This window comes from Streptomyces sp. NPDC096132 (genome assembly GCF_044763345.1).
Classification (GTDB): Bacteria; Actinomycetota; Actinomycetes; order Streptomycetales; family Streptomycetaceae; genus Streptomyces.
The window spans coordinates 62,153-76,377 of record NZ_JBIWGA010000002.1; the positions used below are offsets into that span (position 1 = coordinate 62,153).

17 protein-coding genes and 1 riboswitch are annotated in these 14,225 nt (G+C 72.6%); of the genes, 6 read left to right on the forward strand and 11 right to left on the reverse strand.

Annotated features, from left to right (window positions below; translation table 11 throughout):
- The first annotated feature begins 3 nt into the window (after nt 1–3).
- Nucleotides 4–759: an SDR family oxidoreductase gene (locus tag ACIRF9_RS04655; protein ID WP_403816298.1), complete on the forward strand. Its 756-nt coding sequence runs from the start codon at nt 4–6 to the stop codon at nt 757–759.
- A gap of 10 nt (nt 760–769) precedes the next feature.
- On the opposite strand, the gene amaP is transcribed toward ACIRF9_RS04655, so the two are convergent.
- The 5 genes from amaP to ACIRF9_RS04680 are packed head-to-tail and all read right to left on the reverse strand — an operon-like array spanning nt 770 to nt 3,065.
- Complete coding sequence (gene amaP / locus ACIRF9_RS04660; RefSeq protein WP_403816301.1) at nt 770–1,357, reverse strand: alkaline shock response membrane anchor protein AmaP; 588 nt, start codon at nt 1,355–1,357, stop codon at nt 770–772.
- Nucleotides 1,354–1,989 carry a DUF6286 domain-containing protein gene (locus tag ACIRF9_RS04665; protein ID WP_403816304.1) on the reverse strand — a complete coding sequence of 212 codons (636 nt, stop codon included), beginning with the start codon at nt 1,987–1,989 and terminating at the stop codon, nt 1,354–1,356. Before ACIRF9_RS04665 ends, amaP begins: the two co-directional genes overlap by 4 nt.
- On the reverse strand, nt 1,986–2,369 hold the full coding sequence (locus ACIRF9_RS04670) for an Asp23/Gls24 family envelope stress response protein (protein ID WP_403816307.1): 384 nt from the start codon (nt 2,367–2,369) through the stop codon (nt 1,986–1,988). Before ACIRF9_RS04670 ends, ACIRF9_RS04665 begins: the two co-directional genes overlap by 4 nt.
- On the reverse strand, nt 2,366–2,551 hold the full coding sequence (locus tag ACIRF9_RS04675; RefSeq protein ID WP_403816310.1) for a hypothetical protein: 186 nt from the start codon (nt 2,549–2,551) through the stop codon (nt 2,366–2,368). The genes ACIRF9_RS04670 and ACIRF9_RS04675 overlap by 4 nt, the downstream gene beginning before the upstream one ends.
- Nucleotides 2,552–2,582: 31 nt before the next feature.
- A complete protein-coding gene (locus ACIRF9_RS04680) occupies nt 2,583–3,065 on the reverse strand; it encodes an Asp23/Gls24 family envelope stress response protein (RefSeq protein WP_403816313.1) in 483 nt (160 codons plus the stop codon).
- 88 nt (nt 3,066–3,153) lie between these two features.
- Here ACIRF9_RS04680 and ACIRF9_RS04685 point away from each other — a divergent pair, with 88 nt between their 5' ends.
- On the forward strand, nt 3,154–3,873 hold the full coding sequence (locus ACIRF9_RS04685) for a nucleopolyhedrovirus P10 family protein (protein ID WP_403816316.1): 720 nt from the start codon (nt 3,154–3,156) through the stop codon (nt 3,871–3,873).
- A 16-nt stretch (nt 3,874–3,889) separates the two neighbouring features.
- Here the strand turns inward: ACIRF9_RS04685 and ACIRF9_RS04690 are convergent, their stop codons facing one another.
- From ACIRF9_RS04690 to abc-f, 3 genes are all read right to left on the reverse strand, one after another.
- Complete coding sequence (locus ACIRF9_RS04690; RefSeq protein WP_403816319.1) at nt 3,890–4,693, reverse strand: enoyl-CoA hydratase/isomerase family protein; 804 nt, start codon at nt 4,691–4,693, stop codon at nt 3,890–3,892.
- Between the two features lie 115 nt (nt 4,694–4,808).
- Nucleotides 4,809–5,030 carry a helix-turn-helix domain-containing protein gene (locus tag ACIRF9_RS04695; protein WP_004002281.1) on the reverse strand — a complete coding sequence of 74 codons (222 nt, stop codon included), beginning with the start codon at nt 5,028–5,030 and terminating at the stop codon, nt 4,809–4,811.
- Nucleotides 5,031–5,377: 347 nt separating this feature from the next.
- Nucleotides 5,378–6,976, reverse strand: a complete 1,599-nt coding sequence (abc-f, locus tag ACIRF9_RS04700) for a ribosomal protection-like ABC-F family protein (protein WP_403816322.1) — start codon at nt 6,974–6,976, stop codon at nt 5,378–5,380.
- A gap of 220 nt (nt 6,977–7,196) precedes the next feature.
- Between abc-f and ACIRF9_RS04705 the strand changes: the two genes are divergently transcribed.
- A complete protein-coding gene (locus ACIRF9_RS04705) occupies nt 7,197–7,610 on the forward strand; it encodes a VOC family protein (protein ID WP_403816325.1) in 414 nt (137 codons plus the stop codon).
- Nucleotides 7,611–7,625: 15 nt separating this feature from the next.
- On the opposite strand, the gene ACIRF9_RS04710 is transcribed toward ACIRF9_RS04705, so the two are convergent.
- The 3 genes from ACIRF9_RS04710 to ACIRF9_RS04720 all read right to left on the reverse strand — a co-directional run bounded on the left by ACIRF9_RS04710 (nt 7,626) and on the right by ACIRF9_RS04720 (nt 11,287).
- Nucleotides 7,626–9,062, reverse strand: a complete 1,437-nt coding sequence (locus ACIRF9_RS04710) for a hypothetical protein (RefSeq protein WP_403816328.1) — start codon at nt 9,060–9,062, stop codon at nt 7,626–7,628.
- Nucleotides 9,063–9,232: 170 nt separating this feature from the next.
- Nucleotides 9,233–10,366, reverse strand: a complete 1,134-nt coding sequence (locus ACIRF9_RS04715) for an alpha/beta hydrolase (protein ID WP_403816331.1) — start codon at nt 10,364–10,366, stop codon at nt 9,233–9,235.
- Nucleotides 10,367–10,564: 198 nt separating this feature from the next.
- On the reverse strand, nt 10,565–11,287 hold the full coding sequence (locus ACIRF9_RS04720) for a class II aldolase/adducin family protein (protein ID WP_403816334.1): 723 nt from the start codon (nt 11,285–11,287) through the stop codon (nt 10,565–10,567).
- A 204-nt stretch (nt 11,288–11,491) separates the two neighbouring features.
- Between ACIRF9_RS04720 and ACIRF9_RS04725 the strand changes: the two genes are divergently transcribed.
- The 3 genes from ACIRF9_RS04725 to ACIRF9_RS04735 all read left to right on the forward strand — a co-directional run bounded on the left by ACIRF9_RS04725 (nt 11,492) and on the right by ACIRF9_RS04735 (nt 13,882).
- Nucleotides 11,492–12,244 (forward strand): lysozyme, encoded by a 753-nt coding sequence (locus ACIRF9_RS04725; protein WP_403816337.1) that lies wholly within the window; start codon nt 11,492–11,494, stop codon nt 12,242–12,244.
- A 143-nt stretch (nt 12,245–12,387) separates the two neighbouring features.
- Nucleotides 12,388–13,626: an anion permease gene (locus ACIRF9_RS04730; RefSeq protein WP_403816340.1), complete on the forward strand. Its 1,239-nt coding sequence runs from the start codon at nt 12,388–12,390 to the stop codon at nt 13,624–13,626.
- Nucleotides 13,627–13,660: 34 nt separating this feature from the next.
- On the forward strand, nt 13,661–13,882 hold the full coding sequence (locus ACIRF9_RS04735) for a hypothetical protein (RefSeq protein ID WP_403816343.1): 222 nt from the start codon (nt 13,661–13,663) through the stop codon (nt 13,880–13,882).
- A 129-nt stretch (nt 13,883–14,011) separates the two neighbouring features.
- Nucleotides 14,012–14,154, forward strand: a riboswitch (cobalamin riboswitch).
- Nucleotides 14,155–14,225 lie beyond the last annotated feature (71 nt).

Consider the following 14,225-nt stretch of genomic DNA (forward strand, 5'->3'; position numbering starts at 1 on the left):
GCCATGGATCTTGGACTGAAGGACCGGGTGTACGTCGTCACGGGAGCCACGCGCGGCCTGGGCAACGCGGCCGCGCGCGAGTTGGTCGCGGACGGCGCGAAGGTGGTGGTGACCGGGCGGGACGAGAAGCGGGCGCTCGCCGCGGCGGCCGAGCTGGGGCCGAACGCGGTCGGCGTCGGCGTGGACAACGCCGATCCGCAGGGCGCGGCACGGCTGATCGCCACCGCCCGGGAGGCCTTCGGCCGGTTCGACGGGGTGCTGGTCAGCGTGGGCGGGCCGCCGCCGGGGTTCGTCGCGGACAACACCGACGAGCAGTGGCAGGCGGCGTTCGAGTCGGTGTTCCTGGGGGCGGTCCGGCTGGCGCGGGCGGCCGCGGGTGAGCTGGACGCCGGTGGGGTGATCGGATTCGTGCTGTCCGCGTCGGTGTACGAGCCGATTCCGGGCCTGACGATCTCGAACGGGCTGCGGCCGGGACTCGCGGGCTTCGCCAAGTCGCTCTCCGACGAGCTGGGGCCGCGCGGGATCCGGGTCGTGGGGCTGCTGCCGTCGCGGATCGACACGGACCGGGTGCGGGAGCTGGACGGACTGTCGGCCGACCCCGAGGCGACGCGCGCCGCGAACGAGTCGCGGATCGCGCTGCGGCGGTACGGGACGCCGGAGGAGTTCGGGAGGGCCGCGGCGTTCCTGCTGTCGCCCGCCGCTTCCTATCTGACGGGGATCATGCTGCCGGTGGACGGCGGGATGCGGCACGGGTTCTGATCCGGAGGGATCAACTCACCCTTGCCGCCTTGTGCTTGGCCGCCTTCATCCGTACCTCCGCGGGGAGTGCCTTCAGGGCCGCCGAGTCCCTCGCATGGGTCAGGGCCTCCTCCGCCAGCCGGTCCAGGGCCGTTCCCGGGTCCACGTGCGGCTCCAGCCGGAGCCGTACGCGTGTCTCCGGCGCGTCCCTGCGGCCCGTCAGATGGACGTGGGCGTGGGCGACGCCCTCCAACCGGCCCGCCTCGCCCACCAGTACGCCCTCCAGGGCCCTGCCCCGCAGCAGCGCGCCCGCGCCGTCGCCGGTGTCGACCAGGACCTCGCCGAGCCGGCGGCGGCGCAGGACCGCGGTCAGCCACCACAGGGCGAGCAGGACGAGGAGCGCGAGGACGGCGATGGCCGTCGGCCACCACCAGGTCTCGTCCCGCCAGCGGGTGCGTTCGGCGGTGCTGAGCAGCACGTCGTGGGGTCCGTCGTGGATCCACCAGGAAGGCGGCGAGACACCGAGGCCGACGGCGAGGACCGCGCCGCCGACGACGACCAGCACCAGGCCGACCACCCCGAGCAGCACACGGTTGACGGTCCTGAGCACGGCCCTCACCCCTTCTTCCCGGGACGCCGCACGTGCACCGACAGGGCGAGCGGGCGGGCCAGTCCCAGACCCCGGATCGCCTCCCGGAGCACGGCGTCCAGGTCGGCCTGTACGTCGTCCAGGTCGCGGAAGTGGGAGAGCGCGCGCACGTCGGCGCGGCGGCGGCCGGCGCGGACCTTCACCGACTGCACCCCGGCGACCTCCATGGCCCGGTCGCGCAGCGCCAGCGCGGCGGCGCCCCGGTGGAGGCCGGCGCGGACACCGGGGTGGGTGCGGCGCATCGGCAGGACGTCCCTGAGGCCCGGGGTGACGGCCAGCACGACGAGCCACAGGCCCAGGGCGGCGGCGACGCCCGCGCCGACCAGGACCCAGGTGTCGTCGAGGGGCCGTTCGGCGAGCTGCCGGGCCAGTCCGCTCCGCCAGGCCAGCGCGGACCGCCCGGCGCGGACGGCGGCGACGTCGTAGAGGAAGGCGCCCGCGACGACGAACAGCAGGGCCGCGACGATGCCCGCCGGGACGCGGCGGGCCGACCAGAAGCGGTGCTCCTCACCCGACGTGGGTGCTTCGGGGGCCTCGTCCTCCGTCGGTTTCTCCAGGACGGGCAGGGGGGTGGTGCCTTCCGAGCCCCGGGGCTCGCTCATCGCGTCCTCCCGTGTGCCGCGCCGGGGGCCGCCGTCAGATGCAGCCGTTCGACCTGGACGGCGACCTCCGGAACCTGCATTCCCACCAACGCGCCTACCCGCTCGGTGACATGTCGACGCACTTGGTGACAGCGGGGACCGATGTCGGTGGGGTAGTCGAGGTCGAGGTGGACGCGGATGTGCGCGGCGTCATGGTGAACGACGACGGTGGCGTGCGGGTGGGCGGCCTCGGGCGGCAGCGGACCGACCGCCTCACGGGCGGCCTGCGCGGCGATCTTCGCCACGACCCGGTCCGCGATCCGGGTCGCGCCGCGCTCCCCGCGCGGGACGGCGGCCGAGCGGCCGCCGACGGCGCCCGTCCCCTCGCTCACCTCCGTCACCTGCGCCGGCCGTCACGTGTCCGGAAGAAGTCGCCGACCTCGAAGTCCCCTTCCAGGAACCGGCCGACGACGAACCCGATGGCGCCCAGGGCGGCCACCAGGAGGAAGGCGCCGAACCCGCCGAAGTATCCGGCGAAGCCCAGCGCCATGCCGGCGATCATCCCGACCACGGCCATGCTCATGCTGTGTTCCTCCGCTCGTCAGCCGGGCGCGTCACTGGATGCGGGGCTCCGGCTCCTCTTCCTCTTCCTCGGGCAGTTTCACGTCGCTCACCGCGATGTTGACCTCGACGACCTCCAGGCCGGTCATCCGCTCCACGGCCGCGATCACGTTCTCCCGGACGTCCCGGGAGACCTCGGTGATCGACACTCCGTAGTCGACGACGATCTCCAGGTCGAGCGCGGTCTGCACCTCGCCCACCTCGGCCTTGACGCCGCGCGTCACGGACTTCGCCCCGCCGGGCACGCGGTCGCGCACCGCGCCGAAGGTGCGGCTCAGGCCGCTGCCCATGGCGTGGACGCCCACGACGTCCCGGGTCGCGAGGCCCGCGATCTTCTCCACGACCCCGTCGGCGATGGTGGTCCGACCGCGGGTGGCCGGATCCCCGCCGCCGCGCCGGGTCGCCTTGCGGGTCGACAGGGGTTCCGTCCCGCTGTCCGTACCCTGCGTCCGGGTCTGCTCCGTTGCCTCAGTCATGGCCGTACGTCCTTTTCGGTCGTCGTCCCTTCGACCACGGTAAGCGCCGTTGCCCTGCCGCGCTCCGGGGATGCGGCAGGCTGGAGGAATGAACGGGTCGACGAGTGCGGCGAGTGCGGTACGGCATCAGCTGGGCCTGGGCAGGCTCCTCCCCTTGGGCGGCCCGCGCGACGGCGCGTGGATCGCGGAGGGCGCGGCGGAGGGTGTACTGAGGGAGGCGGTGAGGGGGCTGCCCGGGGTACGGCTCGGGGTGTTGCGGCTCGCCTTGGCGGATCCGGAGGACGTGCCGGAGCCCGTCGTACCGCCTCCTCCGAGCGCTCTGCCGCCAGGGCCGCTCCGGCTGACGGCGGACTTCGCGGCGGCGACGGCCGAGCCACTGCCGACGGCGGCGGCACGCGTGCGGGGCGCGCTGGCCTCGGCCGCGGCCGAGCGGCTGGGTCTGACGGTGGTGGAGGTGGACCTGCGGGTGACGGACCTGCTCGACGGCGAAGCCCTGGAGCCGGAAGCCGTACGACGGCAGGACGTACCGCCGGCGGGGCCGGCCCTCACCGGCGACGAGGCCCGCGCGGCCGAGGCGGCCCTGTCCGTGCCTGGGGTGACCGGCATGACCGCCGTCCTGGGCCGAGCCGTCCGTCTGGAGGAGCGCCAGGACGCGGACGCCGCGCTACCGCATCGCCACGCACGCGTGGAGATCGTGGTCCGCACGGACCACCGGGCCGTGGATGTGGCCCGGGAGGTCCGCGCGGCGGTGTCGAGGGCCTTGCCGGATCACCCGACGGTCACGGTGCTGGTGACGGCCGTGAGGTGATGACCCCGCTGTGGGTTCACTCGCCCAGGCCGGCGAGGTCCCGCAGCCGACGCGCCTGTGCGGCACGCTCGGCGGCACGCTGCTCGTCGTACGTGCGGTCCCCGGCGCCGCGCAACAACGCCTTCGTCTCGATCACGGCCTCCCGCGGCGCGGCAACCACCGCCGCGGCCAGTTCCCGTGCCGTCGCGTCGAGTTCCTCCACCGGCACCACGATGTTCGCGAGCCCGGAGTTCACGGCCTCCTCGGCGCCCACGGACCGCCCGGTCAGGCAGATCTCGACCGCACGGCCGTAGCCGACGAGGGAGACGAGGGGATGCGTGCCCGTCAGGTCCGGTACGAGGCCGAGGCTGGTCTCGCGCATGGCGAACTGCACGTCGTCGGCGACGACGCGCACGTCACAGGCGAGCGCCAGCTGGAAGCCCGCGCCGATGGCATGGCCCTGGACGGCGGCGATGGACACGACGTCGTTGCGCCGCCACCAGGTGAAGCCCTCCTGGAACCCGGCGATGGCGGCGTCGAGTTCGGCGTCGTCACTGCGCGCGAGTTCGATGAAGGACGGTTCGCCCTCGATCCCCTCGGGCGTGAACATCTGCCGGTCGAGGCCGGCGGAGAAGGACTTGCCCTCGCCGCGCAGCACGACCACGCGGACGGAGCCCGGCAGCAGCCGCCCGGCCTCGGCGAGCGCCCGCCACATCGCGGGGCTCTGCGCATTGCGCTTGGCCGGATTGGCCAGCGTCACCGTGGCGAGCGCGTCGTCGACGGTGAGCCGTACGCCGTCCTTGTCGAGCAGGGGAACGATTTCCTGGTCGGGCGTGGCCATGGGGCGCCTCCGATGCGTGCGGTCGACAGAGCGATGCTAAGTGACTGCACAGTAACCACCCGGCCGATCGGTGGACCGACCGGGTGGCACCATCGAAGCCGGTGGGCCGCCCGGGTCAGGACGAGGCGGCCTTCTTGCCTCGTGTCGCGCCGCCACGCCCACGCAGCGTGACGCCCGACTCGCTGAGCATCCGGTGTACGAAGCCATACGAGCGGCCGGTTTCCTCGGCCAGTGCCCGGATGCTCGCACCGGAGTCGTACTTCTTCTTCAGGTCTGCCGCGAGCTTGTCGCGCGCGGCGCCGGTCACCCGGCTGCCCTTCTTCAGAGTCTCGGCCACCCGTGCCTCCTCATGGGAAGTGCGCTCTGGTCCCCTCATGATCACCCCTCCGGGGCCCGATGGCCACCCATTCGGCAAGGTCCGTGCGAGAGGGTTTTGACGACAGGAGCGCGTCCCCACAAGTGGAACCTGTGATTCCACCCGGTGGTGTTCGTGGGGCCGAACGGGTTGTTGTGCGAAATACCAGGTCAGAGACGCGCGACGGCCGACCCCTTGTCGACAAAGGGATCGGCCGCGAAATGGATGTAGGACACACCTCGATACGAGGAGATCTCACACAGATGATGGATCACCGGTAGGCCGAATGATCCAGGCGGATGATCCACATCAGTGGATCACGCAATCGATCACGCCAGGGCGACGAGATCCGCGTAGTCGGCACCCCACAGGTCCTCGACGCCGTCGGGCAGCAGGATGATCCGCTCGGGCTGGAGCGCCTCCACGGCGCCCTCGTCGTGGGTGACGAGGACGACCGCGCCCTTGTAGGTACGCAGCGCGCCGAGGATCTCCTCACGGCTGGCGGGATCGAGGTTGTTGGTGGGCTCGTCGAGGAGGAGGACGTTCGCGGACGACACCACCAGCGTGGCCAGGGCCAGACGGGTCTTCTCGCCGCCGGAGAGGACACCGGCGGGCTTGTCGACGTCGTCGCCGGAGAACAGGAACGAGCCGAGCACCTTGCGCACCTCGACCAGGTCCAGGTCGGGGGCGGCGGAGCGCATGTTCTCCAGGACCGTGCGCTCCGGGTCGAGGGTCTCGTGCTCCTGGGCGTAGTACCCGAGCTTGAGGCCGTGGCCGGGGCGGACCTCGCCGGTGTCGGGCTGCTCCACGCCGCCCAGCAGCCGCAGCAGGGTGGTCTTGCCGGCGCCGTTGAGACCGAGGATGACGACCCGGGAGCCCTTGTCGATGGCGAGGTCGACGTCGGTGAAGATCTCCAGCGAGCCGTACGACTTCGACAGGCCCTCGGCCATCAGCGGGGTCTTGCCGCAGGGCGCGGGCTCCGGGAAGCGGAGCTTGGCGACCTTGTCGGAGGCGCGGACCGCCTCGAGGCCGGCGAGCAGCCGGTCGGCGCGCTTGGCCATGTTCTGCGCGGCGACGGTCTTGGTGGCCTTGGCGCGCATCTTGTCGGCCTGCGAGTGCAGGGCGGCGGCCTTCTTCTCGGCGTTCTGCCGCTCGCGCTTGCGGCGCTTCTCGTCGGCCTCGCGCTGCTGCTGGTAGAGCTTCCAGCCCATGTTGTAGACGTCGATCTGGGAGCGGTTGGCGTCCAGGTAGAACACCTTGTTGACGACCGTCTCGACCAGGTCGACGTCGTGGCTGATCACGATGAAGCCGCCGCGGTAGGTCTTGAGGTAGTCGCGCAGCCACACGATCGAGTCGGCGTCGAGGTGGTTGGTCGGCTCGTCGAGCAGGAGGGTGTCCGCGTCGGAGAACAGGATGCGGGCGAGCTCCACGCGGCGGCGCTGACCGCCGGAGAGGGTGTGCAGGGGCTGGCCGAGCACCCGGTCGGGCAGGTTGAGCGCGGCGGCGATGGTGGCGGCCTCGGCCTCGGCGGCGTACCCGCCCTTGGTGAGGAACTCCGTCTCCTGGCGCTCGTACTGCCTCATCGCCTTGTCGCGGGTGGCGCCCTGGCCGTTCGCGATCCGCTGTTCGTTCTCGCGCATCTTGCGGATCAGTACGTCGAGGCCGCGTGCGGCAAGGATGCGGTCGCGGGCGAGGACGTCGAGGTCGCCGGTGCGGGGGTCCTGCGGGAGGTAGCCGACCTCGCCGGAGCGGGTGACCTGTCCGGCGGCGGGGATGCCCTCGCCCGCCAGGACCTTGGTCAGGGTCGTCTTGCCCGCGCCGTTGCGCCCGACCAGGCCGATGCGGTCGCCCTTGGCGATACGGAAGGAGGCGCTCTCGATGAGGATGCGGGCACCGGCGCGCAGCTCGATGCCGGAGGCGGAGATCACGGTCAGACTCCTGTGCGGGGTCGGTGGCGGGATGGGCGGCTGAGGACGTTCCCGCCGTCTAATGCGCGAGGAGAATGGCCATGGAGCCATTCTAACGGCCCAGTGCAAGCACTTTTTCTGCGTTCGGCTGTTCGATCTCTGCCAGGGGCGTTGTCAGTGGCCGCTGCCAGACTGGGCCGTGGGTGACACATCCGGCGGTGATCACAAGGGAGTGATCGGCATGGCAGGGACGAACAGCGGGCGTCCGAGCATCTACCCCTCGGTGCTGTACGCCGACGCGAAGGCGGCGATCCGCCAGCTCACGGAGGCCTTCGGGTTCACGGAGCTGTCGGTGTACGAGGGTGAGGACGGCTCGGTGATGCACGCCGAGCTGGTGCAGGGCAACGGCGCGGTGATGCTCGGCTCGAAGGGCCGGGGCGGCACCTTCGACACGGCGATGAAGGACGCGGGCCCGTCCGGGGTGTACGTCGTCGTGGACGACGTCGACGCACACCACCGACGGGCCGTGGAGCACGGCGCCGAGATCCTGATGCCCCCGACGGACCAGGACTACGGCTCCCGCGACTACATGGCCCGGGACCTCGAGGGCAACATCTGGAGCTTCGGCACCTACGCCCCGGACATACAGGCCTGAGGCGCCCCGGCGGGGTCAGCCTCCCCGGTGCACCTGGAAGGCGGCCCGGCGGACCGCCTTGGCCAGCGCCGGGTCGGGGTGCGCGGCGGCGAGCGCCACCAGCACCTGCACGGTGCGGGGGTGTCCGACGGCGCGGACCTCGGCCAGCAGCGCGGGCACGGTCGGCTGCAGCGCGGACTCCAGGTGGCGCACCAGCATGGGGGCCTCGCCGTGGTCGGCGACGGCGGCGGCCGTGTCGACCCACAGCCAGGTGGCCTCCTCGCGGGTGAGCACCTCGTGGGCGTCCTCGGGGTCGACGCCGTCGTGCTCGGCGAGCCAGAGCAGGGCGTACGGCCTGAGCGCCGGCTCCTCGACGACGGCGCGTACGTCGGGCTCGGCAGGGGCTCCCACGACACGCAGCGCCTCGAAGGCCAGGCCGCGCAGCAGGGCGTCCTCGCCGCGGGAGGCGACCAGCAGCTCGGTGACGGCGCTGCCGACGGGGCGGGCGGCCAGCCAGGCGCGGTACTCGGCGCGGGCCGCATTGGGGCGGAGCTGGGCGCAGCCGCGGAGCATGTCCTCGGCGGCCTGCTCGATGTTCCCGGCCGGGCTCTGCGCGGCGACGCAGATCTGCTCCAGCTTGACCCACACCGCCCAGCTGCCCAGCGGGGTGAGGGTGGCCTGGCCGTCGCCGCAGGTGAGAGCGCCCACGGAGGCGAGGGCGTGCAGAGCCCAGTCGAGCAGCGGGGCGAGTTCGGCGTCCCGGGCCGGCTCAGCCGGGTCGGCGTCGGCGGAGGGCTCGGGGGCAGCGGGGGCCGGGGGGCCGGCCGCGTCGGCGACGTAGGGCACCTCGCAGCGCTCGGTGCGCAGTTCGGTGACGCGCTGGCGCAGCAGGTCCAGGAGCTGGTCCACGGGGACGGGTCCGGCGGACAACTGGAGGAAGGAGAGCACCTGGGGCATGGCCGAGACGACCTCGGCGACGGCGGCGGCCTCCTCTTCGGCGGGTTCCGGGGTGGCGAGCGACCAGGCGTCGAAGAGGGCGACCCAGCCGCGCAGGACGGCGCTGTCGTCGCGGTTCCAGGCGCGCAGCCGCCAGCCGGGGCGGGCGCTGTCGCCGTGCACCTCGACCAGGCCGGCCAGCCGGGCGGTGTCCCAGTCGTGGCGGACCTGATCCAGGGTCAGGCCCAGATCGCGGGCGGCGCGGTCGGCGGTCGCCTCGGAGAGGGTGGCCTTGCCGTCGGCGGTCGCGGCGTCACGGCCGGGGCCGAGGGCGTTGTCGGCCCAGCGGGCGACACGGGCCGCGGCGGCCAGACCTGAGCGTGCCATTCTGGCCAGCTCCGCCGGGGCCGGAGTGCCCTCCGGAGGGCGGGGCGCGGGGCGGCGCGGGCGCCGCTGGTTCACAGCTGTGGGGGCGGCGGCCAGGGGTCGCGGGCGGACGAGTCGAAGCCTGGAGTCGCGCGGGATACGGGACGTCACGGGTGCAGTCTTCCGGTTGACGGTCCGAAAACCCAAACGGAATGTCACGGCGGGCTACGGGACTGGCCAAGGCACGAGGTGCGGAGAGCGGTGAGGAGGCGGGTTCAGGCCAGTGGTACGGGCTTAAACGGAACCTTCGCGACCGGTGGGGCGGGACGGCGCGGGCCGGCTCAGCTCAGGGGGGTGAGGAAGCGGCGGAGGGCCTCCTCGTAGGCCGCGGGGTCGGCGTTCCACATGGCGCCGTGCGGGGCCTGCTCGACGGTGTGGAGGGCGACCAGATCGGGGCGGCGGGCGGCGAGACGGCGGGAGACGTCCCAGGGGGCCACGGTGTCGTCGGGGCCGTGGAAGATCAGCGTGGGCACGGTCAGCCGGGCCGGGTCGGCGATCTCGTCGCCGTGGTCGGCGGCGCCGTGCAGACCGGTGCGGCCCTGGGCGGCGCGGACGGCCAGCGGCAGCAGCACGCCGGGGGTGTGCCGGGCGGCGGCGAGGGCGCGCAGGGTGGACTGCCAGTTCAGCACCGGGGAGTCCAGCACGAGTCCGGAGACGAGGTCGCGCAGTCCGGAGCGGGCCGTGGCGCGCAGGGCCATGGTGGCGCCGGTGGACCAGCCGAGCAGGACGAGACGCTCGGCGCCGTGGCGGACGGCGTGGCGCATCGCCGCGTCCAGGTCGCGCCACTCGGTCTGGCCGAGGTGGTTCAGGCCGTCCGTGGGACGGGGGGCGCCGAGGTCGCCGCGGTAGGAGAGGGCGAGCACGGGGAAGCGGCGGCCGTGCAGGAAGGCGAGGAGGTTCAGGGCGTGTTCGCGGGTGGTGCCGAGGCCGTGCACGGCGATGACCCAGGTGCGGCGGGCGGCGGGGACGAACCAGGCGGGCAGGGCGCCGAGTTCGCCGGGCACGTCGACGTCCTCGTGGTCGAGGCCGAGGGTGTCGCGCGGGTTGCCGACGTGCAGGTTGGGGGTGAGCCAGACCGCGTCACCGGGGTCGAGGGAGCCGTGCGTGACGCGTTCCAGACGCCGTACGACCGTGTCGGCGGAGTGCGGGGCGTTGGCGAGGACGGGTCCGACGATCGCGTGGGAGCCGTCCCCGGAGAGGCCGTAGGTGCCGGGGCGCAGGGCGGCGAGATGACGGGTGAGGGTCACCTGGCCGGCGGCTGTGCCGTGCACGGTGAGCCGCGGTTCGGTGGGCAGAGGCCGGCCGGGCGTCGCCTTCAGCGCGGCGTCGCTGGCCAACCGGCCGGCGGCGACACTGGCGGCGCCGGCGGCCAGGGCTGCGGTGACGGCGGCGGCCGTCGCTGTGACAGTGCGCACCCGTCCAGTGTCCTGGCCATCCCTGATTGCGGCCAGTGGTGGCGGGGGTGGGGGTGAGGTGCGGCGGGGGTCGCGGGGGGTGGTGCGGGGAGGGTCGGCACCGCCGGGGTGCGCCGTCGCGGCCGGGCGGTGCCGCGACCGGGCGGTGCCGCGACCGGGCGGTGTCGCGACCGGGAAAGGCCGGCTCGAGAGGAGTGCTCAGGTTCGTTGGCCGTAGCCCCGTAGGCGCTCCCCCGCCTCGGCCACCTGGGCCTCCGTCAGGAGGGTCGGGTTTCGGCCGGGTATGGAGGAGGCCGTCAGCCACAGACGGCACATCCACTCCAGTTGGGCCGTACGGTCGAACGCCTGGTCGAGGGTGGTGCCGTAGGCGAGGGTGCCGTGGTTCTGCAGGAGGCAGCCGCTGCGGTCGGCCAGGGCGCGGAGGGTGTTCTCGGCCAACTCCTCGGTCCCGTAGGTGGCGTAGGGGGCGACCCGGACGGGGCCGCCGAGGGCGCCGGACATGTAGTGCACGGACGGGAGTTCGGTGACGAGCGTGGAGACGGCGGTGGCGTGCACGGCGTGGGTGTGGACGACGGCGCGGGCGTCGGTGTGGCGGTAGACGGCGAGGTGCATGGGGAGTTCGCTCGTCGGGACGAGGGTGCCGAGCACCTGACGGCCGGTGAGGTCGACGCCCGTGATGTCGTCCGGGGTGAGGCGGTCGTAGGGCACTCCCGACGGTGTGACCAGCACGGTGTCGCCAACGCGTACGGAGACATTGCCGGAGGTGCCCACGACCAGGCCGTCGGTGACCGTGCGGCGGGCGGTCGCCACGAGCGCCTCCCAGGCCCGCGCCTCCTCCGGCAGCGGGTGCGGCTCGGCCGCACCCGGTGTGCCGTCCCGGGATTCCCGGGTCCCCCGTCCGTCGCGTCGCTGCTCACCCATACCCCGATCCTGCCAGGGGGTCGGCGGATCGGCCGGTGGGGCGGGCACTGTAGGCCGGAAGCCGGTCCTCCGAAAGACCGCATATCGGCATACATCACCCTCTTGCGGTGATTGGCCGGAGATCGACCGGCATTCACCGGTCCCGGCGGACCTTCCCCTAGCCTCTGGGTGGTTTTCGTGCACGCCGCCGTTCCGGGGGGAATCATGGCCCGCGCCCACACACCACCGTCCCGTCGCCGCATCGGCGCCCTGGCCGCCTGTGCCGCGGCCCTCACCGCGACCGGCACCGCGCTCGCCGGGTTACCGGCCTCGGCGGCCGAGATGCCGAGGGGACACGACGTCGCGTCCCACCAGAAGACCGTCGACTGGGAGAAGGCGCAGGCCGCCGGCGCCGGGTTCGTCTACGTCAAGGCGACCGAGTCCACCGCGTACCGCAATCCCTATTTCGCCCAGCAGTACGGCGGGGCCGGGGACGCCGGGCTGCTGCGCGGCGCGTACCACTTCGCCCTGCCGGACAAGGGCTCGGGCAAGGCCCAGGCGGAGTTCTTCGTACGCAACGGCGGCGACTGGAGCGACGACGGCCGGACGCTGCCGCCCGCCCTGGACATCGAATACAACCCGTACGACAAACGGGACCGGTGCTACGGCCTGAGCAAGGTGGCGATGGTCGCCTGGATCCGGGCCTTCAGCGACGAGGTGCTCCGGCTGACCGGCCGCCGTCCGGTGATCTACACGACCACGCACTGGTGGACCCTGTGCACCGGCGGCAGCCCCGACTTCGCGCCCGATCACGCACTGTGGATCGCCCGTTACGGCTCGGCCGACGCGGGGAAACTGCCCGCCGGATGGTCGTCGTGGACCTTCTGGCAGTACGCCGATCGGGGCGCCCTTCCGGGTGACCAGAATCTCTTCAACGGCTCGGCGGACCAGTTGGCGAGGTTCAGCAAGGGCGCCTAGCCAAGGGGCGCTTGGGCCGCCGTATCGAACAGAGTGGCGGCGCTCACATTTGGACACCTTGATGCCCGACTCAGTTCACCTTCCGTTCACCCAGGTTACCTACCTTCAACGAGCCAATGACGCTCGAACGATTGCCTGGGTAAATGGAAAACTTCTCGCTGATCCTCGCGATTGTGGTGGTAACCGCACTTGCGTTCGATTTCACGAACGGTTTTCACGACACCGCCAACGCGATGGCCACGACCATCTCGACCGGTGCACTCAAGCCCAAGGTCGCGGTGGCCATGTCCGCCGTGCTCAACCTTGTGGGCGCATTCCTCTCGGTGGAGGTCGCCAACACGATCTCCAAGGGTCTCGTCGACGAGACCGGCATCCGTCCCGAGGTCATCTTCGCCGCCCTGGTCGGCGCGATCCTCTGGAACCTGCTGACCTGGCTGGTGGGCCTGCCCTCCAGTTCCTCCCACGCCCTCATGGGCGGCCTGATCGGCGCCACCATCGCCTCCGCGGGCATGGGCGCGGTCCACGGTGACGTCCTGGTCACCAAGGTCCTGATCCCGGCGATCGCGGCCCCGCTGGTCGCGGGCATCGCCGCGATGCTGGCGACGCGCCTGTCCTACACCCTCGGCAAGAAGGCCGACGGCAAGGCCGCGGCGAAGGGCTACCGCGCGGGCCAGATCGCCTCGGCCGGCCTGGTCTCCCTGGCACACGGCACGAACGACGCGCAGAAGACGATGGGCATCATCACCCTCGCCCTGGTCGCCGGCGGTGCCGTCGCCCCCGACTCCGACCCGCCCACCTGGGTCATCCTCTCCGCCGGCCTGGCCATCGCGCTCGGCACCTACCTCGGCGGCTGGCGCATCATCCGCACCATGGGCAAGGGCCTGACCGACCTCCAGCCGCAGCAGGGCTTCGCCGCCCAGACCAGCGCGGCGACGGTCATCCTGGCCTCCTCCCACCTCGGCTTCTCCCTCTCCACCACGCACTCCGTCTCCGGTTCGGTGATGGGCGCGGGGCTGGGCCGCAAGGGCGGCGTGGTCCGCTGGTCCACGGCGACCCGGATGTTCGTGGCCTGGGGTCTGACCCTCCCGGCGGCCGCCCTGGTGGGCGCGCTGGCCGAGTCGGTCACCAACCTGGGCGACTGGGGCACGGCGGTCGTCGCGGTCTTCCTCGTCGCCTCCAGCGCGGCAATCTGGAAGATCTCCCGCCGCGAGGTCGTGGACGCGTCGAACGTCAACGAGACCGAGGAGCCTCCGGGTGTGATCACCACGGCGATCGCGGCCGTCACCCCGCCTCCGGCGGGCACGGTCACCGACGACCTGTCGGCCACCATCCCGTCCCCGGCCGCAGCCGCCACCGCCGAGCCCACGGCCCCCGCCGCCTGAGCCCGCCCACCCGGTACGAAGGAAGAGAAACAGCATGAAGATCGACTGGGCGGCCCTGGGCTCCGTCTTCGGCGTCAGCCTCGTGGTCACGGTGGCCCTCGTGGCCCTCTTCACCCTCGGCGTCATGGGCCTGTCCCGCCAGGAGCGGGCGGCCGCGGAGGGCGGCTCCGCCACCCTCGCGGCCACGGGCGCGTACGCGTGCTTCGCGGCCTGCGCGGCCGCGGTGGCGTACGGGATCTCACTGATCGTCGCCTGACCCAGCTGCTCGAACACCCTGGGGGTGCGGGACGGATCGCCGTTCCGCACCCCTTCTCCGTGCCCTCGCGCACCACCCCCGTGTGGGGTTCTGCACACTCTCCCCCTGCAGGTCAACGGCAAGTTGACGGCTCTTCCGGGGGCGTGGTGGACTGCCGGAGCCATGTACGGCGGCAGAAGAGGAAGCCGGTGTGAATCCGGCGCGGTCCCGCCACTGTCACCGGGGTAGGTAGCCCCGGGAGCCAGGAACTCTCACCGCCGGTCTCGTCGAACCAGGGCGTGGACACCCTGAGTGAGGACATATCGCCATGCTCGCTCGGCCGTTGAGGTACAGCACCGGTTCG

What these genes read in the sequence shown, in the direction of transcription:
- ACIRF9_RS04655 (WP_403816298.1), top strand. Translation starts at nt 4, where the DNA reads ATGGATCTTGGACTGAAGGACCGGGTGTACGTCGTCACGGGAGCCACG.
- ACIRF9_RS04665 (WP_403816304.1), bottom strand. Translation starts at nt 1,989, where the DNA reads ATGAGCGAGCCCCGGGGCTCGGAAGGCACCACCCCCCTGCCCGTCCTG.
- ACIRF9_RS04675 (WP_403816310.1), bottom strand. Translation starts at nt 2,551, where the DNA reads ATGAGCATGGCCGTGGTCGGGATGATCGCCGGCATGGCGCTGGGCTTC.
- ACIRF9_RS04680 (WP_403816313.1), bottom strand. Translation starts at nt 3,065, where the DNA reads ATGACTGAGGCAACGGAGCAGACCCGGACGCAGGGTACGGACAGCGGG.
- ACIRF9_RS04685 (WP_403816316.1), top strand. Translation starts at nt 3,154, where the DNA reads ATGAACGGGTCGACGAGTGCGGCGAGTGCGGTACGGCATCAGCTGGGC.
- ACIRF9_RS04690 (WP_403816319.1), bottom strand. Translation starts at nt 4,693, where the DNA reads ATGGCCACGCCCGACCAGGAAATCGTTCCCCTGCTCGACAAGGACGGC.
- ACIRF9_RS04705 (WP_403816325.1), top strand. Translation starts at nt 7,197, where the DNA reads ATGGCAGGGACGAACAGCGGGCGTCCGAGCATCTACCCCTCGGTGCTG.
- ACIRF9_RS04720 (WP_403816334.1), bottom strand. Translation starts at nt 11,287, where the DNA reads ATGGGTGAGCAGCGACGCGACGGACGGGGGACCCGGGAATCCCGGGAC.
- ACIRF9_RS04725 (WP_403816337.1), top strand. Translation starts at nt 11,492, where the DNA reads ATGGCCCGCGCCCACACACCACCGTCCCGTCGCCGCATCGGCGCCCTG.
- ACIRF9_RS04730 (WP_403816340.1), top strand. Translation starts at nt 12,388, where the DNA reads ATGGAAAACTTCTCGCTGATCCTCGCGATTGTGGTGGTAACCGCACTT.
- ACIRF9_RS04735 (WP_403816343.1), top strand. Translation starts at nt 13,661, where the DNA reads ATGAAGATCGACTGGGCGGCCCTGGGCTCCGTCTTCGGCGTCAGCCTC.